The organism is Acidovorax sp. Root402, assembly GCF_001425125.1.
GTDB classification, from domain to species: domain Bacteria; phylum Pseudomonadota; class Gammaproteobacteria; order Burkholderiales; family Burkholderiaceae_C; genus Acidovorax; species Acidovorax delafieldii.
Genome location: NZ_LMDQ01000014.1, coordinates 1,209,603 through 1,227,147 on the forward strand (window position 1 = coordinate 1,209,603; position 17,545 = coordinate 1,227,147).

General features: G+C 66.3%; 15 protein-coding genes. 11 read left to right on the forward strand and 4 right to left on the reverse strand.

All coding sequences use genetic code 11. The annotated features are described in order from the left end of the window. The first annotated feature begins 18 nt into the window (after positions 1-18). The 5 genes from ASC83_RS16745 (at position 19) to ASC83_RS16765 (ending at position 5,777) form a co-directional block, all read left to right on the forward strand. Positions 19-1,329, forward strand: coding sequence for a citrate synthase (locus ASC83_RS16745; protein ID WP_056064903.1), 1,311 nt, complete (start codon positions 19-21; stop codon positions 1,327-1,329). 218 nt (positions 1,330-1,547) lie between these two features. Continuing rightward, positions 1,548-1,814 carry a metal/formaldehyde-sensitive transcriptional repressor gene (locus ASC83_RS16750; RefSeq protein WP_056064906.1) on the forward strand — a complete coding sequence of 89 codons (267 nt, stop codon included), beginning with the start codon at positions 1,548-1,550 and terminating at the stop codon, positions 1,812-1,814. A gap of 46 nt (positions 1,815-1,860) precedes the next feature. Next, on the forward strand, positions 1,861-2,976 hold the full coding sequence (locus ASC83_RS16755; protein ID WP_015015063.1) for an S-(hydroxymethyl)glutathione dehydrogenase/class III alcohol dehydrogenase: 1,116 nt from the start codon (positions 1,861-1,863) through the stop codon (positions 2,974-2,976). A gap of 173 nt (positions 2,977-3,149) precedes the next feature. Next, positions 3,150-4,022, forward strand: a complete 873-nt coding sequence (gene fghA, locus ASC83_RS16760) for an S-formylglutathione hydrolase (RefSeq protein ID WP_056064910.1) — start codon at positions 3,150-3,152, stop codon at positions 4,020-4,022. 36 nt (positions 4,023-4,058) lie between these two features. Then, entirely contained in the window at positions 4,059-5,777 is a 1,719-nt protein-coding gene (locus ASC83_RS16765; RefSeq protein ID WP_056064913.1) for a phosphoethanolamine transferase, read from the forward strand. A 76-nt stretch (positions 5,778-5,853) separates the two neighbouring features. Here the strand turns inward: ASC83_RS16765 and ASC83_RS16770 are convergent, their stop codons facing one another. After that, on the reverse strand, positions 5,854-6,888 hold the full coding sequence (locus ASC83_RS16770; protein ID WP_056064915.1) for an NAD(P)H-quinone oxidoreductase: 1,035 nt from the start codon (positions 6,886-6,888) through the stop codon (positions 5,854-5,856). Positions 6,889-7,025: 137 nt separating this feature from the next. Between ASC83_RS16770 and ASC83_RS16775 the strand changes: the two genes are divergently transcribed. The 3 genes from ASC83_RS16775 (at position 7,026) to ASC83_RS16785 (ending at position 9,509) form a co-directional block, all read left to right on the forward strand. Then, positions 7,026-7,895 (forward strand): LysR family transcriptional regulator, encoded by an 870-nt coding sequence (locus ASC83_RS16775; protein ID WP_056064917.1) that lies wholly within the window; start codon positions 7,026-7,028, stop codon positions 7,893-7,895. A gap of 100 nt (positions 7,896-7,995) precedes the next feature. Next, the gene (locus ASC83_RS16780; RefSeq protein WP_056065186.1) at positions 7,996-8,283 is read left to right on the forward strand and encodes a GNAT family N-acetyltransferase; all 288 of its coding nucleotides are present in this window, start codon (positions 7,996-7,998) and stop codon (positions 8,281-8,283) included. A gap of 185 nt (positions 8,284-8,468) precedes the next feature. Next, entirely contained in the window at positions 8,469-9,509 is a 1,041-nt protein-coding gene (locus tag ASC83_RS16785; RefSeq protein WP_056064918.1) for a DMT family transporter, read from the forward strand. Positions 9,510-9,625: 116 nt separating this feature from the next. Here the strand turns inward: ASC83_RS16785 and ASC83_RS16790 are convergent, their stop codons facing one another. Further along, on the reverse strand, positions 9,626-10,525 hold the full coding sequence (locus tag ASC83_RS16790) for a LysR family transcriptional regulator (protein WP_056064920.1): 900 nt from the start codon (positions 10,523-10,525) through the stop codon (positions 9,626-9,628). An 89-nt stretch (positions 10,526-10,614) separates the two neighbouring features. Here ASC83_RS16790 and ASC83_RS16795 point away from each other — a divergent pair, with 89 nt between their 5' ends. Continuing rightward, the gene (locus ASC83_RS16795; RefSeq protein ID WP_056065187.1) at positions 10,615-11,697 is read left to right on the forward strand and encodes a sodium-dependent bicarbonate transport family permease; all 1,083 of its coding nucleotides are present in this window, start codon (positions 10,615-10,617) and stop codon (positions 11,695-11,697) included. Between the two features lie 61 nt (positions 11,698-11,758). Here the strand turns inward: ASC83_RS16795 and ASC83_RS16800 are convergent, their stop codons facing one another. Continuing rightward, a complete protein-coding gene (locus ASC83_RS16800; protein ID WP_056065188.1) occupies positions 11,759-13,018 on the reverse strand; it encodes a PA0069 family radical SAM protein in 1,260 nt (419 codons plus the stop codon). Positions 13,019-13,229: 211 nt separating this feature from the next. Here ASC83_RS16800 and ASC83_RS16805 point away from each other — a divergent pair, with 211 nt between their 5' ends. Next, on the forward strand, positions 13,230-14,432 hold the full coding sequence (locus ASC83_RS16805) for an ammonium transporter (RefSeq protein ID WP_056064922.1): 1,203 nt from the start codon (positions 13,230-13,232) through the stop codon (positions 14,430-14,432). 148 nt (positions 14,433-14,580) lie between these two features. Next, on the forward strand, positions 14,581-16,518 hold the full coding sequence (locus tag ASC83_RS16810) for a phospholipase D family protein (protein WP_056064924.1): 1,938 nt from the start codon (positions 14,581-14,583) through the stop codon (positions 16,516-16,518). 20 nt (positions 16,519-16,538) lie between these two features. On the opposite strand, the gene ASC83_RS16815 is transcribed toward ASC83_RS16810, so the two are convergent. Then, complete coding sequence (locus ASC83_RS16815; protein WP_056064926.1) at positions 16,539-17,516, reverse strand: tRNA-dihydrouridine synthase; 978 nt, start codon at positions 17,514-17,516, stop codon at positions 16,539-16,541. Positions 17,517-17,545 lie beyond the last annotated feature (29 nt).

The window sequence follows — 17,545 nt, forward strand, 5'->3', positions numbered from 1 at the left end:
TACCCAAGGAAAGTAACAATGAAGCTAGCTGACAACAAAGCCACCCTGTCGTTCAGTAACGGCAGCCCCAGCGTGGACCTGCCGGTCTATCAGGGCAGCATCGGCCCGGACGTCATCGACATCCGCAAGCTGTATGCGCAGACGGGCATGTTTACCTATGACCCGGGCTTCCTGTCCACAGCAGCCACCCAGTCGGCCATCACCTACATCGATGGCGACAAGGGCGAGTTGCTGTACCGCGGCTACCCCATTGAGCAGTTGGCCGAAAACTGCGACTTCCTGGAAACCTGCCACCTGCTGCTGTACGGCGATCTGCCCAACGCAGCACAAAAGACCGACTTCACCAGCCGCGTGACCAACCACACCATGGTCAACGAGCAGATGCAGTTCTTCCTGCGTGGCTTCCGCCGCGACGCGCACCCCATGGCTGTGCTGACCGGTCTGGTGGGTGCCCTGTCGGCCTTCTACCACGACAGCACGGACATCAACAATCCGCAGCACCGCGAGATCGCCGCGATCCGCCTGATCGCCAAGATGCCCACGCTGGTCGCAATGGCCTACAAGTACGGCATGGGCCAGCCCTACATGTACCCGCAGAACCACCTGAGCTACGCAGGCAACTTCCTGCGCATGATGTTCGGCACCCCCTGCGAAGAGTACAAGGTCAACCCCGTGCTGGAACGCGCGCTGGACCGCATCTTCATCCTGCACGCTGACCACGAGCAGAACGCCTCGACCTCCACCGTGCGCCTGTGCGGCTCGTCGGGCACCAACCCGTTCGCCGCCATCGCCGCGGGCGTGGCCTGCCTCTGGGGCCCTGCCCACGGCGGCGCCAACGAAGCTGCACTGAACATGCTGTACGACATCCAGGCCCAAGGCGGCGTGGAAAAGATCGGCGACTTCATCAAGCAGGTCAAGGACAAGAACTCCGGCGTCAAGCTGATGGGCTTTGGCCACCGCGTGTACAAGAACTACGACCCCCGCGCCAAGCTCATGCAAGAGACTTGCAATGAAGTGCTGGCCGAGCTGGGCCTGGAAAACGACCCGCTGTTCAAGCTGGCCAAGGAACTGGAAAAGATCGCCCTGGAAGACGACTACTTCGTGCAGCGCAAGCTCTACCCGAACGTGGACTTCTACTCCGGCATCGTGCAGCGCGCCATCGGCATCCCAGTGAACCTGTTCACCGGCATCTTCAGCCTGGCCCGCACCGTGGGCTGGATTGCCCAGCTGAACGAAATGATCGGCGACCCCGAGTACAAGATCGGCCGCCCCCGCCAGCTGTTCACCGGCTCCGTGCGCCGCGACGTGCCTCCCCTGGCCAGCCGCTGATCGGTGCGGCGCACTGCGCCGCTCCCGCACCCCACAAAGCCCGCAGGCAGTGCCTGCGGGCTTTTTTCATGGCTCATCGAGAGGGGTTCACTGCCAATTTTCGAATACTCCCCCTGAGTAATAGCACTTTTAATGCCCGTAGCGCAATCAGCATATGTGCTTGTCTTTTATACTGCCACCCAGTACACCCCAGTGAACGACCAGCCAGCCGCCTGACCATGCCCCACACTGCCGAAGACAAACAACGCGCCATCACCCGGCTGCGCCGCATCAAGGGCCAGGCCGAGGCGCTGGAGCGCGCGGTGGAAGCGGGCAGTGACTGCGCCCCCATCCTGCAGCAGCTGGCGGCCATGCGTGGCGCCGTGCACGGACTGATGGCCGACCTGCTCGACAGCCACGTGCGCGAGACGCTGGCGGAAAAACCGGCCCCGTCCCAGCAAGCCATTGACGAAACGCTGGCGTTGCTTCGCTCCTACCTCAAATAGACCGCTCACCCGCATTCCCTACCCGATTGACCGAAAGGACCACCCCATGAAATCCCGTGCCGCCGTAGCCTTCAAAGCTGGAGAACCCCTGCAGATCGTCGAGATCGACGTCGCCCCGCCCAAAAAGGGCGAAGTGCTCATCAAGATCACCGACACCGGCGTGTGCCACACCGACGCCTTCACCCTGAGCGGTGATGACCCCGAAGGCCTGTTCCCCGTGGTGCTGGGCCACGAAGGCGCGGGCATCGTGGTGGAAGTGGGCGAAGGCGTGACCAGCGTGAAGCCGGGCGACCACGTCATCCCGCTGTACACCGCCGAATGCGGCGAGTGCCTGTTCTGCAAGAGCGGCAAGACCAATCTGTGCGTGAGCGTGCGCGCCACTCAGGGCAAGGGTGTGATGCCCGATGGCACCACGCGCTTCAGCTACAACGGCCAGCCCATCTACCACTACATGGGCTGCAGCACGTTCAGCGAATACACCGTGGTGGCCGAGGTCTCGCTGGCCAAGGTCAACCCCAACGCCAACCCCGAGCAGGTCTGCCTGCTGGGCTGCGGCGTGACCACGGGCCTGGGCGCCGTGAAGAACACCGCCAAGGTGCAGGAAGGCGACACCGTGGCCGTGTTCGGCCTGGGCGGCATTGGCCTGGCCGTGATTCAGGGCGCCAAGCTGGCCAAGGCCGGGCGCATCATCGCCATCGATACTAATCCCTCCAAGTTCGACCTGGCCCGCACCTTTGGCGCCACCGACTGCGTGAATCCCAAGGACTTCGACAAGCCGATCCAGCAGGTCATCGTGGAGATGACGACCTGGGGCGTGGACCACAGCTTTGAGTGCATCGGCAACGTGAACGTGATGCGCGCGGCACTGGAATGCGCGCACCGGGGCTGGGGCCAGAGCGTGATCATCGGCGTGGCCGGTGCCGGGCAGGAGATCAGCACCCGCCCCTTCCAGCTCGTCACCGGCCGCAAGTGGCTGGGCACGGCGTTTGGCGGCGTCAAGGGCCGCAGCGAGCTGCCCGGCATGGTCGAAGACGCGATGGCAGGCAAGATCCAGCTCGCGCCCTTTGTGACCCACACCATGGGCCTGAAGGACATCAACGAGGCGTTTGACCTGATGCACGAAGGCAAGTCGATCCGCTCGGTCGTCAAATACGCCGCGTAACTCGGCTACTCGCCAGCGCCCACAGCCCCAGAGACAACCGGGCACTCTGGGTGCTGGCCCTGGCGGGCCATGAAAAACGGCCTGGAGCCGTCTTTTAGGGTCCCTACAAGCGAAAACTGTCTCAAGCGCTACGAAATATTGCCTGAGCAGCTATCAATTCAAGAGCAAACACCATGACCACTCCCCTGGATCTGCTCAGCAGACACGCCTGTTTTGGCGGCGAGCAGCGCTTTTACCAACACACCTCCACCACCATCGGCCTGCCGATGAAGTTCTCGGTGTACCTGCCACCCCAGGCACAACAGGGCCCTGTGCCCGCCGTGTTGTACCTGGCCGGGCTGACCTGCACCGAGGAGACCTTTGCCATCAAGGCCGGAGCCCAGCGCCTGGCCGCCGAACTGGGCCTGGCCCTGATCGCGCCCGACACCAGCCCGCGCGGCGAGGCCGTGTTGGCCCTGCCCGGCGCCACGGCCAGCTGGGACTTTGGCGTGGGCGCGGGCTTCTACCTCGACGCTACGCAGAGCCCCTGGAACACCCACTGGCGCATGGAGAGCTACCTGCTGCAAGAGCTGCTGCCCCTGGTGGGCCAGCACCTGCCCATCGACGGGCAGCGCCTGGGCATCTTCGGCCACAGCATGGGCGGGCACGGCGCGCTCACACTCGCCCTGCGCCACCCAGGCCGCTTCAAGACGGTGTCGGCCTTTGCGCCCATCTGCGCGCCCACCCAGTGCCCCTGGGGCGAAAAGGCCTTCACCGGTTACCTGGGCCCCGACCGCACCACCTGGCTGGAGCACGATGCCACGGTGCTGATGCAGCACCAGCCCATCGCGCCCTACCCGGCGGGCATCCTCATCGACCAGGGGCTGGACGACAAATTCCTGGCCGACCAGCTGCACCCCCACCTGTTCGAGGCCGCGTGCCAGGCCATCGGCCAGCCGCTCACGCTGCGTCGGCATGCGGGTTACGACCACGGCTACTACTTTGTGCAGAGCTTTGTGGGCGACCATTTGGCCCACCATGCGCGGGGTCTTGGCGCCGGACATTAATGCGCACTTAAGCAACTGGCAGCACACTAGCGGGCTATGCTTTTGTCCCTGCGGCGCCTGCTGCCCTTTGCCTCGGCTTCACGCTCGGAGCCTCCCTCCGCCTCCCCTGCACCCCGCCCCCTGCACCCCGCATGGGTGGTGGTGCTGGTCAGCACCTGGCTGGCCACGGCCTGCAACGTCCCGCTGTGGCAAGAGGTGGCCCAGCTGCCCGGCCAGGGCAGCCTGCGTGGCTGGGGCTTTGCGCTGGCATTTGCGCTCATCGTCGCGGCGGGCAACGCCGCGCTGCTGAGCCTGCTGGCCTGGCGCTGGACGCTCAAGCCCGCCGTGCTGGTGCTGGTGCTGATGGCCGCGTTTGGCGCGTACTTCATGCTGGCCTACGGCATCGCCATCGACGCCAGCATGCTGGTCAACGTGATGCAGACCGACGTGAAGGAAGCAGGCGACCTGCTCAACCTGCGCATGCTGGGCACCGTGCTCATCCTGGCCGTGCCGCCCCTGTTGTGGCTGTACCGCCGCCCCGTGCAGCGCCTGACCGCGCTGCGCCATGTGGCGCACAACGGCCTGCTGCTGGCAGGCTCCATCGCCGTCATCGTGGTGTGCCTGCTGCTGGTGTTCCAGGACTTTGCATCGACCATGCGCAACCACACCAAGCTGCGCTACCTGATCAACCCGCTCAACAGCGTGTACGCGCTGGGCAACATTGCCACCAAGCCCCTGCGCATGGACACCAGCAAGATCCTGCCCCTGGGCCGTGACGCCCAGCTGGGCGCCAGCTACGCCAGCCAGGCCAAGCCCCCGCTGCTGGTGCTGGTGCTGGGCGAGACGGGCCGCAGCGGCAACTTTGGCCTGAACGGCTATGAGCGCAACACCACCCCCCGACTGTCGGCCCGCAAAGACCTGGTGAGTGCCCGCAACGCCTGGTCCTGCGGCACCAGCACCGCTGCGTCGGTGCCCTGCATGTATTCGCACCTGGGCCGCACAGGCTACGAAGGCCGCTCGGCCAACTACGAAAGCCTGATCGACGTGCTGCACCACGCCGGCCTGGCGGTGCTGTGGGTGGACAACCAGTCGGGCTGCAAGGGCGTGTGCGACCGCGTGGGCGAGACCATCACCAGCACCCAGAAAGACCCAGCGCTGTGCGCTGGCGGCGAGTGCCTGGACCGCGTGATGCTCAAGGACCTGGACGCCCAGATCGCCGCCCTGCCTGCCGAGCAGCGCCAGCGTGGCACGGTGGTGGTGATGCACCAGATGGGCAGCCACGGCCCCGCGTACTACAAGCGTTCCGCGCCCGAGAACAAGAAGTTTGGCCCCGAATGCACCTCCACTGCCTTGCAGGAATGCCAGCGCGAGCAGGTGGTCAACGCCTACGACAACAGCATCGTCGAGACCGATCATTTCCTCGATTCAGTGCTCCAGTGGCTGGGAGCGCAGGAAAAACATGCCCAGACAGCTATGATTTACGTAGCAGACCATGGCGAATCGCTGGGCGAGAACAACATTTACCTGCACGGTCTGCCCTACTCCATTGCCCCCGACGTGCAAAAACACGTGCCCTGGATCACCTGGCTGTCACCCACCATGCAGGCGCGCACCCACCTCGCCACGGGCTGCCTGCAGCAAGACCTGGGCGAGCGACGCATTACGCACGACCACTACTTCCACTCGGTACTGGGCCTGATGGATGTGAAGACCGAGGCGTACAACACCGAGCTGGACATGTTTGCCGCGTGCCGCAAGCCCGCCGCGGCGGGCTGAGGCGGACCGAGGCGGGGCCAGTCGGACGGCCCCGGCAGCCCTGTGCCACAAAGGTGTGGCGCAGGGCGCAGCCAGCTCAGCTCCCTTGGGGCAACAACAGAATCTTGCCGATGCTGGCGCCAGACTCCATGCGCCGATGGGCCTGTGCAGCATCGGCCAGTGCAAACGTGCTGTCGATCACCGGCCGGATCACTCCAGCGGCCAGGGCTGGCAGCCACTGCTGGGCAAACCGCTGCACCATGGCCTGCTTGACCTCGGGCGGGCGGGACTTCATCACGGTGCCAAAAATCTGCAGGTGTCGGTACAGCAGCACATCCATGGGCAGCTCCGCACCCTGCGCACCGCCCAGCAGCCCCACCGACACCAGGCGTCCGCCGTCGGCCAGAGACCGCACGTTGCGCTGCAGGTACGGAGCCCCGATGAAGTCGATCACCACATCCACGCCCCGGCCCTGCGTGGCCTGGTCCACCACCGCCTGAAAGTCTTCGCTGCGGTAGTCGATGAACACATCGGCCCCGCAACCCAGCACGGCGCCGCGCTTGTCGCCCCCCGCCGTGGCAAACACGCGCGCACCCGCCGCATGGGCCAGCTGCACGGCGGCTGACCCCACGCCGCCCGCCGCCGCATGGATCAGCACGGACTCGCCCGCGTGCAAGCGCGCCAGGTGGAACAACGCCTCGTGCGCGGTCACGAACACCTCGGCCACGGCGCCAGCGGCTACCAAGTCCATGCCCGCAGGCACCGGCATGGCCATGCGGTGGTCGATGCGCGACAGCTCGGCGTAGGCCCCGCCGCCCACGATGCCCATCACGCGGTCGCCCACGGCAAAGCCTTGCACTTCGGGCCCCATGGCGACCACCGTGCCCGCAATCTCCAGCCCCATGGTGTCGGCATCGCCAAAGTAGGCGCGGCCATAGGCCCCTTTGCGGTGCAGCAGGTCGGCCCGGTTGACGCCGATGGCGGCGTTGCGCACCAGCAGGTCGTGCGGGCGCACCTCGGGGACAGGGATCTCGCGCGCCACCAGCACTTCCGGGCCGCCGAAGTCATCGAACACGACGGCTCGCATGGTGCGTTGGGGGTTTGCAGGTTGTTCGGCCGCTGGTGTGGACATGGGTGTTGCTCCTCAAGCAATGGTTTCAGTGCCTTGAAGGATAGGGCGCCACACAGTGATTTAAACGCAGCAATTTCGCTCTACAGCAATGCAAATTTGCATCACACTCACCCCTCATCCGCAACCTCCATACGGCCATGAACTGGGACGACACCCGCATCTTTCTTGCCCTGACCCGCGCGCCCTCCTTGCGCGCCGCCGCGCGCAGCCTGGGCGTGGACCAGGCCACCGTCGGGCGGCGGCTGAACGCGCTGGAGGCCGAACTGGGCGCCAAGCTGTTTCTGCGTGCCAAGGACGGCTACCTGCTCACCGCTGCAGGCGAGACAGCGCTTGCCGCGGCCCGCCGCATGGAAAGCGCGGCCCTGGACCTGCGCACCCGCATCGAGGGCCAGGACACCAGCCCCGGCGGCCTGGTGCGCGTGACCAGCACTGACTCGATCGCCATCGACCTGCTCATGCCCGCCATTGAGCGCCTGCAGCAGCACTGGCCGCACATTCGCGTGGACCTGGAGGTGTCCACCCAGTTGCTCAGCCTCAGCCGCCGCCAGGTGGACATCGCTTTCCGCAACGTCCGGCCCGAGACGCCCGACCTCGTGGTGCGCCGCGTGGTGTCGTGGCCTGTGGGCCTGTTCGCCAGTGCGGGCTATGTCGAGCGTTTTGGCATGCCGGTGCCAGAGGACGAACTGCGCGGCCACCACCTGGTGGCCTACGCGCCTTACCTGGAGCAAAGCCCGTTTCTGACCATGGCGGGCGTGCCTGCGCGCCAGGCCCGGATTGCGCTGGCCGTGCGCTCCAGCCTGTTGGTGCGCAAGGGCGTGGCGGCGGGCATTGGCCTGGGTGAAATGCCGGTGTGGATGGGGGCGCGCGAAGGCCTGGTGCGCATCTGGCCCGAGCGCCGCCGGGCGACCGACTACGAGGTCTGGCAAGTCATGCACCCCGACCTGCAACGCACGGCCCGGGTGCGCGCCACGGCAGAGTTTTTGTCCGAGGCATTCCAAGTCCAGTAGGCGCCGCAAGCCGATGGAGCCCGCCCCGCCGGGCCGGGCCGCCACTGCAGCACCGGATGCACCATACTCTGACGCAGACCCATACCCCTTGCGCCCCAACATGCCACACACCATTCACCACCAGGAACAGGACGCCAAAGGTGCGTTCTACATCGAGCGCAACGGCCAGCGCCTGGCCGAGATGACCTACAGCCGCACCAACGCCACGATGATCATCGTGGACCACACCGAGGTGGACCCATCGCTCAGCGGCCAGGGTGTGGGGCGCGCGCTGCTCGACGCACTGGTCCAATGGGCCAGGGCCACAGGCACCAAGGTGGTCCCGCTGTGCCCGTTTGCCAAGGCGCAGTTCGACAAGGACGCGTCTTTGCGGGACGTGCTGGTGTAAACAGGCCTGCCGACAGCGGTGCCCGCCCGAGGAGGTCCATTGCGGGTCACTGCGGGTCATGGCAAAGAACGCCGTTGCCCCTGGATGGGCGGCGCCCCCCGCGCGCACCGGTGGTGGAGTGACTCCAGCCCGGTCGGCCCACAGCCGCTGAAGACGCCAGGCGCCTTCAAGTAGAAGATTCCGCCATGAATCAAAGCGTCATTTACGCCCTGGGCGCAGCGGTGCTGTTCGGCGCCAGCACCCCTTTTGCCAAGCTGCTGACGGGCGACCTGCCACCGGTGCTGCTGGCAGGCCTTCTGTATCTGGGCAGCGGCCTGGGACTGGCCCTGGTGCTTGTGGTCCGCGATGGCGGGCTCAAGCCCTCTGGCATTCCCTTGAATGAATGGCCCTGGCTCCTGGTCGCCGTGCTGTTTGGAGGCGTGGTGGGGCCGGTGGCGCTGATGCTGGGACTGCACTCCACCAGCGGCGCCACGGCTTCGCTGCTGTTGAATCTGGAAGCGGTGCTGACCGCAGTCATTGCCTGGTGGGTGTTCAAAGAAAACGCCGACCGGCGCATCGTGGGGGGCATGCTTGCCATCGTGGCGGGAGGCATTGCCCTGGGCTGGCAGACCGGCTCTCCGTGGCAACCCGGCGGCACGGGCTCCTGGCTGGTGGGCCTGGCCTGCTTGTGCTGGGCCATCGACAACAACCTCACACGCAAGGTTTCTGCCTCCGACGCGCTCTTCGTTGCCAGCATCAAGGGCCTGATCGCGGGGTCGGTCAACACCACGCTGGCCATCAGCATGGGCGCCGCCTGGCCTTCGTGGGCCACACTGTCTGCAACGATGGCTGTCGGCCTTTTGGGATACGGACTGAGCCTTGTGCTGTTTGTGCTGGCATTGCGCGGGCTCGGCACAGCCCGCACGGGAGCCTACTTCTCCACCGCGCCCTTCATGGGGGTGGTTGTGTCCTTGTTGGTGTTCTCGGAACCAACGTCATGGGTGTTCTGGATGGCCGCTGCGCTGATGGGCCTGGGGGTGTGGTTGCACCTCACGGAACACCACAGCCATGAGCACCAACACGAAGCGCTGGAACACGAGCACGAACACGAACATGACGAGCACCACCAGCACGCGCATGGCGTAGAGCATTGCGGCAGCGGCAAACACAGCCATCGACACACGCACCTGCCACTGAAGCACACGCACCCGCACTACCCTGACATCCACCATCGGCATGTCCATTGAGACCGAACACCCGCTTGTGGCGGGGCCGTCCCTTTGCAGGCAGCACAGCATTCGGCGTTAAGCGCCCCCAGTCATCACCAAGGCCGCCGCCTTCGGCGAGCCCGCTGGGTGCGCAATCACCGCAGTGCCATCCAGCCCTCCACCTCCCCCACCAAATGCGCCCGGAACACCTCGGCAATCGGTGACAGCTGCTTGCCCTTGGGCCAGACTAGGTGCCACTGCGACTGGATGGGAAAGCCCTGCACGTTGAGCACGGCAAGCCCCTCGTGGTGCGGGCCCAGGGCGTGGTGAGAGACGATGGAAACGCCCAGCTGGCCCTCCACCGACTCCTTGATGGCTTCGTTGCTGCCCAGCTCCAGCAATGCGCTGGGCGCAAAACCCAGTTGGCGCAGGTGGGCGTCGGTGGCCATGCGGGTGCCGGAGCCTTTTTCGCGCAGGATGAAACGCTCCGTCTGCAATTGCGCGAGCTTGATGCGCTTTTTGGCGGCCAGGGGGTGGCCTGCGGGGGCGATGACAACCAGCGGGTTCGGCATGAGGATCTGGTCCTCCAGTGGCAAATCCGCAGGCGGCATGGACATGACGTAGAGGTCGTCCAGATTGCTGCGCAGGCGGGTGATGACGTGGTCGCGGTTGAGTACCTCCAGCGAGATATCGATCTGCGGGTGCAGCTTGCAGAAGCTGCCCAGCAGGCGGGGCACAAAGTATTTGGCGGTGCTGACCACGGCGACCTTGAGGCGCCCGCTGGTGAGGCCCTTGGCGCCCGACACGCGCTGCTCGAACGCATCCCACTCGCCCGCAATGGCACGCGCAGTGCGGGCCAGGGCGTGTCCCGCCTCGGTCAGGTGTACACGGCGTGAGACCACCTCGTACAGCGGCAGGCCCACGGCCTGGGTCACCTCACGCAACTGCATGGAGGCCGTGGGCTGCGTGACATGCATGACCTTGGCGGCGGCGCTGACGCTGCCCGTCTCGGCCAGCGCCAGGAACAGCCGCAGCTGGCGAAAGGTGATGTTCATAGATTTTTATCTATAGATAACCGCGTTCGAATCGATTTTACTTTGCAGCCACACATCCCTAGCATCGGCCCCCAACAAGGAGTTGAATGATGCAAAGCTTGCTGGACCCCGCGATTTTGTTTTTTGCCCTGGGAGTGTTTGCGGGCCTGGTCCGATCCAACCTGGAGATGCCGGCGGCGATCTCGAAGTTCTTGTCCATCTACCTGCTGATGGCGCTGGGCCTCAAGGGCGGGTTTGCCTTGGCAGCTTCAGGCCTGACACCCAGTGTGGCCAGCAGTCTGGGGCTGGCGGTGCTGCTGGCCGTGGTGGTGCCGCTGGTGGGCTATGCGCTGCTGCGGCGGGTGCTGTCGGGCTTCAACGCGGCGGCGGTCGCAGCCACCTACGGATCGGTCAGCGCCGTGACCTTTGTGACGGCCACGCAGTACCTGGAGTCACAGCACATTGCCTACGGCGGCTACATGGCGGCAGCCATGGCGCTGATGGAGTCGCCCGCCATCATCCTGGCGGTGATGCTGGCCAATGCGATGCGGCAGCGGCAGTCTGTGGCTCAGTCGTTGGCAGTCACCCCCTCAAGCCCCCTCCTGCGCGTGCCACCGGTGGTCGCCATGGCGTCGGCAGGGGGCCCCGCACTGGGTGGCGCAAGCGCAGGCGGCGCGCCAGGCAAACCAGGGCCTCACCTGTCGGTGGGCAAGATCCTGCACGAGTCGTTCACCGACGGCACCCAGTTGCTGCTGCTGGGCGCCATGGTGATCGGCATGGTGACTGGCGATGCCGGCAAGGCGGCCATGCAGCCGTTCTCGGGCGATCTGTTCAAGGGCATGCTGTGCCTGTTCTTGCTGGACATGGGCCTGTCCACGGCTCGCAACCTGCCTGCGGTGCGCAAGCAGTCGCCATGGCTGCTGGCTTACGCGGTGCTGGGGCCGCTGACGCACGCCAGCCTGGCCCTGGCGCTGGCCTGGCTGCTGCAGGTGCCCACGGGGGATGCCGTGCTGCTCATGGTGCTGGCCGCCAGCGCGTCTTATATCGCGGTGCCTGCCGTGGTGCGCTATGCCATCCCAGAAGCCGACCCGTCGCTGTACGTGAGCCTCTCGCTGGGGGTGACGTTTCCGCTGAACATCCTGGTGGGTATTCCGCTGTACACCCAGATAGTGCAGCGGGTGTGGGGGGGCTGACGAGGCAACGCATTGCGGCCTGCGGCGCGCAGTGCAAAGTGCACGGAGGTGGGCACGGGATCTAGAAGAGGCTCCCCTGCCCTTTCAGCAGTCCCGGCCTGAACTGCCCCAGGTCCAGCCCCTCGCGCTCCCGGTTGAGCCCCAAGCGGCGGCAGGTGTTGGCAAACCGCTGGCGCAGCAGGTCGGCCCAGAGCCCGCTCCCTTTCATGCGGGTGGCAAAGTCACTGTCATAGGTCTTGCCGGCTGCGCGCTGGGCCCCGGTCAGGGGGTGCAGGTCTTGCACCCGGGCCATGACGCGCGCTGCACGCTGCGGGTAGTGCACGGCGAGCCACTCTCGAAACAACGCATCCAGCTCCCACGGTAGCCGCAGCACCGTGTAGAACGCGGTGCGCGCACCGGCGTCGCGTGCAGCCTCCAGTACCTGCTCCATGTCTTCGGTGATGAACGGGATCTGGGGAGCCACGCTCACGCCCACCGGCACACCCGCCTCGGCCAATGCACGGATGGTGCGAAGCCGCCGGTGGGGCGCGGCGGCGCGGGGTTCCATGCGGCGAGCCAGCGCAGCGTCGAGTGTGGTGATGGTGATGTACACCGCCGCCAAGCGCTGCGCTGCCAGCGGGGCGAGCAGGTCCAGGTCGCGCTCCACGCCGCTGGATTTGGTGATCAGCGAAAACGGGTGGCGCGCCTCGCGCATCACTTCGATCACGCTGCGCGTGAGCTTCAGGTCACGCTCCACGGGCTGGTAGCAGTCGGTGGCGGAGCCGATGTTGAGCAAACGCGGCACGTAACGCGGCTGTGCAAGCTCTTGACGCAACACCTGCGCCACGTTGTGCTTGGCCACGATCTGCGTCTCAAAGTCGAGCCCGGGCGAAAAATTGAGGTAGCTGTGCGTGGGCCGGGCGTAGCAGTAGATGCAGCCGTGCTCGCAGCCCCGGTAGGGGTTCACCGAGAGTTCAAAAAAGATATCGGGCGAGTCGTTGGCACACAGGGCACTGCGTGCCGTTTCGAAATGCACGCGGGTGGCGGGTGAGGGGCTGGCGCAGGCTCCCTCGTCGCCCCCGCCCCATGCATCACCCTCTTCAGCACCCCCGCCGTTCGGGTTGCCATCCTGAGCCGTACCCGTGCCACCCTGCTCCACGCCCTCGGCCCTGCCAAGGGCGCGCGGATGGTTCCACCCATCATCCGCACGTTCGCGCTGGTCTTTGGCAAAGCGGTGGGCCATGGCCGTGGCGGCACCGCGCCCGCGGATGGCCTGCAGCGGAATGCAGATGTCCTGCGGCTGTGCAGGCAGGTCGTCGTCGGGAGGGTCAAGTGAACTCATGGCGATCGAGTGGTGGAGCAGCATGCACGATAAAACTGTTTATTTATACAGCATTTATCCACCACCTACAAATCTACCCCTCTGGCAAAGCCCCAATTCGGTGCAAAGCCTTGCACCAACTCTTGGCGCACTTCTTGCTTCAACTTGGTGCAAATCTGTGGCGTCGGATGAAAACGCACCAGAGTCGATCAATCACTATCGCGAGGACGTTATGGAAGCACTCAAACAGGGCACAGATGCCTTGTTCATCTTGCTCGGGGCGATCATGGTGTTGGCCATGCACGCCGGGTTTGCTTTTCTGGAACTGGGCACAGTCCGCAAAAAGAATCAGGTGAATGCGCTGGTCAAGATCCTGGTGGACTTTTCGGTGTCCACGGTGGTCTATTTTGTGGTCGGCTACACAGTGGCCTACGGCACGCATTTCTTCATCGGTGCCGAATCGCTGGTGCAGCAAAGCGGCTATGCGCTGGTCAAGTTCTTCTTCTTGCTCACGTTTGCGGCAGCCATTCCAGCCATTGTGTCGGGCGGCATCGCGGAGCGCGCTAAGTTTTGGCCGCAACTGCTGGCAACAGCAGTCATCGTGGGCTTTGTGTACCCGTTTTTTGAGGGTATTGCCTGGAACCAGCATTTTGGTGTGCAGGGCTGGATCAAGGCGCTGACGGGCGAAGAGTTTCACGACTTTGCGGGCTCGGTGGTGGTGCACGCCATGGGCGGCTGGATTGCGTTGCCGGCGGTGATCCTGCTGGGCTCTCGCGCCAACCGCTACCGCAAGGACGGTGCGATCTCGGCCCACCCGCCGTCCAACATCCCGTTCCTGGCGCTGGGCGCCTGGGTGCTGGTGGTGGGCTGGTTCGGCTTCAATGTGATGAGCGCGCAGACCGTGGACAAGCTTTCGGGCCTCGTCGCTGTGAACTCGCTGATGGCCATGGTGGGCGGCACGCTGGCCGCCCTGGTGCTGGGCAAGAACGACCCCGGCTTTGTGCACAACGGCCCGCTGGCGGGTCTGGTGGCCGTGTGTGCGGGCTCGGACCTCATGCACCCGCTGGGTGCGCTGGTGGTCGGCGCGGTGGCCGGAGCCATTTTTGTGCTGATGTTCACCCTGACGCAAAACAAATGGAAGATTGACGACGTGCTGGGCGTATGGCCGCTGCACGGGCTGTGCGGCACCTGGGGCGGACTGGCTGCGGGTATCTTTGGCAGCAAGGCGTTGGGCGGGCTGGGCGGGGTCAGCCTGTCGGCCCAGCTCATCGGTACCGGCCTGGGCGTGCTCTGGGCCCTGGTTGGCGGCGTGGTGGTGTACGGCATCCTCAAGCAGACGGTGGGTATCCGCCTGACACAGGAAGAAGAGTTTGACGGCGCCGACCTGAGCATCCACAAGATCAGCGCCACGCCCGACCGCGAAGTGAGCTGGTAGTCAGCCCGACCGGCGGCGGCCTGGACCCGGCGCCACGCCTGGTGCAGGGCCCAGCCGTCGCCTTGGCGCCCCGTCTGACATCGCCTGGGCCGGCGCACGGCTATACCTGAGCCCTGCGCCCCAGCGGCTCCACGGTCACAATCGCGCCATGTTGTCTTTGCCCTCCTTGTCCTTGACCCTGCCCCTGCGGGCCCGCCCCGGCTGGCTGGGCATGGCGCTGGTGGTGGTTGCCGTGGCCCTCGCCGGTTGCGCGGGTCTGCCCAAGGATGTGGACCGCCCGGTGTCGGCAGCCTGGGCGGCCCCTGGCGATACCCCCCTGGGCCAGCTGGTAGCAGCACGCAGGGTCGCCGAAGGGGCGCGGCACGCTTCGGGGTTTGCGCTGCTCAGCGGCCCGCAAGCCGCCTACAGCAGCCGCCTGGCTCTGGTGGACGCCGCACAGAAAACCCTGGACCTGCAGTACTACGCGATCCACGCAGACGCCAGCAGCGAACGCCTGCTGCTCAGCGTGATGGCAGCAGCCCAGCGCGGCGTGCGGGTGCGCGTGCTGCTGGACGACTTCCACAGCACCGGGCGTGATGCGCAGGTGATGCGGCTGGCGTTTGTGCCCAACATCGAGATGCGCATGTTCAACCCCCTCACGGGCGCAAGGGGGTCTCCCATTGGCCGCATGCTGGGCCTGCTGGGCGACTTCTCGCGCGTGCAGCAGCGCATGCACAACAAGCTGTTCATTGCCGACAACGCCATGGCTGTGACCGGGGGCCGCAACCTGGGTGACGCCTATTTCGGCAATGCCGACTCGGGTAACTTTGTGGACCTGGACGTACTGGCTGCAGGCCCCATCGTGCGGGACCTGTCGCGCAGCTTTGACAGCTACTGGAACAACGAACGCGCCTACCCGGTGCAGTCGCTCATCACACAGGGCGAGCTTGACCACCTGCGCGACAGCATCCGTGTGGCCGACGAAGGGCGAAGACGCCGTGTCGCAGGCCAGGGTGGCACCACCGCCCCAGACCGCCTGCCGCCCGACATGGGGCCAGGCACCACTGCTGCGCAGCGTGCACGCATCTGGAACTACGAGCCCATGGACCTGGAGCGCACGCCCTTCGTCTGGGCTGCGGCGGCCGTGCTGGTGGACCAGCCTGCCAAGATCCCGGCCGACAGCGCAGGGATGGGCAATGGGGCTGCTCTGGCGTTGGCAGCGCCGCCGCCGGGCCCAGGCGCAAGCGCCGCCGCAGGGGCTACCCATAGCCCCAAGGCCGCTGCTGCCGCCTTGGTCTCGGGCTCCCGCACGATACCGGCGGCCGACAGCGCGGCCGCCTCCCCACCCCGCGTGCTGCCGGCGGCCGATAGCGCCACCGCATCTGCCAACGGCGCGCCACCCGACAGCCCCCGCGCAAGCCCCGAAGCCACCGAGGCCCAAACCGACACTGTGGTGGACGGGCTGTTGCAGCTCATGGGCCAAGCGCGGCGCGACCTGCTCATCATCTCGCCCTACTTTGTGCCGGGGCCGGACATGGAGGCCGCCTTTGCGGCGGCGAGGGCGCGCGGCGTGCGGGTGCGGGTGCTGACCAATTCGCTGGCCTCCAACGACGCGCCCATTGCGCATGCCGGCTATGCCCGCCACCGGCCGCAGCTGCTTGCCATGGGGGTGGAGCTGTACGAGATGCACAGCGAACTGCCAGGGGTGCTGCGGGGAGCGCTGGGCGTATCGGGCAGCATGGGCGGCGGCGCGGGTGCCGTGGGTTCGCAAGGCAGCTCGCGCGCCATGCTGCACTCCAAGCTGATGATCGTGGACGGCCGACTGCTGGCAGTGGGGTCGATGAACCTGGACATGCGCTCGCAGCGGCAGAACACCGAGGTGGCGCTGCTGATCCGCAGCACGGAGCTGTCTCGCCGCGCCCTCACTCAGATCGACACGGCGCTGAAAGAATCCGCGTGGCAGGTGCAGGCCACCGACCAGGGCCTGCGCTGGCGCGCCCCCGAGGGCAGCGGGCTGCCAGACGCCACGACCGAGCCCGACGCCAGTGCCCCGCTGCGGCTGATGCTGCAGCTGCTGGGCCCCCTGGCGCCCGACCACCTGCTGTAGCAGCGGCCTGAGACCCTGTCCTAAGCGCCGTGGGCGCTCTGTGCTTGCGCCTGCAAGTCCGCCACCCACACGGTGATCGCCCGCTGGTCCGTCATGGTGCGCACATGCTGGTACGCCACCTCGGCCTCGGCAAACCGGCGGCGCAACAGGTTAAGCCATTGCTTGAGGCGCCCCGCGCGCTGGCGCGGCTCCAGGTCGTCGCACACCAGCTGCCAGAAGGCGGCCAGGTGTGGCACCAGATCGGCCCAAACCACGGTGTCCGTGTCCGGACGTCCTGCATCGGCAGCGCGAATGGCGCGTGCCAGGCCGGGGTCCGCCACGATGCCGCGCCCCAGCATTAGCGCGTCGCAGCCCGACACTTCACGGCAGCGCTGCGCGTCGGCCACCGTCCAGATCTCGCCATTGGCCACCACCGGGATGGTGACCGCCGCGCGGATGGTGGGGATGTGCTCCCAGTAGGCCGGTGGGCGGTAGCCATCGGCCTTGGTGCGCGCGTGCACCACCAGCTCAGCAGCGCCCCCTGCCTGCATGGCCTGGGCACATTCACGCATCAGGTGGGTGTCGTTGAACCCCAGGCGCATCTTGGCCGACACCGGCAGGTGCGCCGGCACGGCGCGGCGCACCGCAGCCACCACCGCCGCAATGCGCTCAGGCTCCTGCAGCAGCGCCGCGCCACCGCCGTGGCGGTTGACCACCTTGGCGGGGCAACCGAAGTTCAGGTCGATCCCCTCGGGGCCCAGCGCCGCCAGGCGCGCCGCGTTCTCGGCCATGCTGACCGGGTCGGAGCCCAGCAACTGGGCCCGCACGGGCACCCCGGCCAAGGTACGGCTGCCGTTGCGCAACTCGGGCACGTAGCGCAGGAACACCTTGTCGGGCAGCAGGGTGCCGGTGATGCGGATGAACTCCGACACGCAGCGGTCCACGCCGCCCACGCGGGTCAGCACATCGCGCAGCACAAAATCCAGAAGCCCCTCCATCGGGGCGAGCAGCAAGGTCATGTCACGGGCTCTGCTGGCTCGATGAGCCC

Excerpts from the sequence above, each read along its gene's own strand:
- ASC83_RS16755 (WP_015015063.1), top strand. The coding sequence starts at position 1,861 with ATGAAATCCCGTGCCGCCGTAGCCTTCAAAGCTGGAGAACCCCTGCAG.
- ASC83_RS16795 (WP_056065187.1), top strand. The coding sequence starts at position 10,615 with ATGCAAAGCTTGCTGGACCCCGCGATTTTGTTTTTTGCCCTGGGAGTG.
- ASC83_RS16810 (WP_056064924.1), top strand. The coding sequence starts at position 14,581 with ATGTTGTCTTTGCCCTCCTTGTCCTTGACCCTGCCCCTGCGGGCCCGC.
- fghA (WP_056064910.1), top strand. The coding sequence starts at position 3,150 with ATGACCACTCCCCTGGATCTGCTCAGCAGACACGCCTGTTTTGGCGGC.
- ASC83_RS16780 (WP_056065186.1), top strand. The coding sequence starts at position 7,996 with ATGCCACACACCATTCACCACCAGGAACAGGACGCCAAAGGTGCGTTC.
- ASC83_RS16775 (WP_056064917.1), top strand. The coding sequence starts at position 7,026 with ATGAACTGGGACGACACCCGCATCTTTCTTGCCCTGACCCGCGCGCCC.
- ASC83_RS16805 (WP_056064922.1), top strand. The coding sequence starts at position 13,230 with ATGGAAGCACTCAAACAGGGCACAGATGCCTTGTTCATCTTGCTCGGG.
- ASC83_RS16765 (WP_056064913.1), top strand. The coding sequence starts at position 4,059 with ATGCTTTTGTCCCTGCGGCGCCTGCTGCCCTTTGCCTCGGCTTCACGC.
- ASC83_RS16770 (WP_056064915.1), bottom strand. The coding sequence starts at position 6,888 with ATGTCCACACCAGCGGCCGAACAACCTGCAAACCCCCAACGCACCATG.
- ASC83_RS16790 (WP_056064920.1), bottom strand. The coding sequence starts at position 10,525 with ATGAACATCACCTTTCGCCAGCTGCGGCTGTTCCTGGCGCTGGCCGAG.
- ASC83_RS16745 (WP_056064903.1), top strand. The coding sequence starts at position 19 with ATGAAGCTAGCTGACAACAAAGCCACCCTGTCGTTCAGTAACGGCAGC.
- ASC83_RS16750 (WP_056064906.1), top strand. The coding sequence starts at position 1,548 with ATGCCCCACACTGCCGAAGACAAACAACGCGCCATCACCCGGCTGCGC.
- ASC83_RS16815 (WP_056064926.1), bottom strand. The coding sequence starts at position 17,516 with ATGACCTTGCTGCTCGCCCCGATGGAGGGGCTTCTGGATTTTGTGCTG.
- ASC83_RS16800 (WP_056065188.1), bottom strand. The coding sequence starts at position 13,018 with ATGAGTTCACTTGACCCTCCCGACGACGACCTGCCTGCACAGCCGCAG.
- ASC83_RS16785 (WP_056064918.1), top strand. The coding sequence starts at position 8,469 with ATGAATCAAAGCGTCATTTACGCCCTGGGCGCAGCGGTGCTGTTCGGC.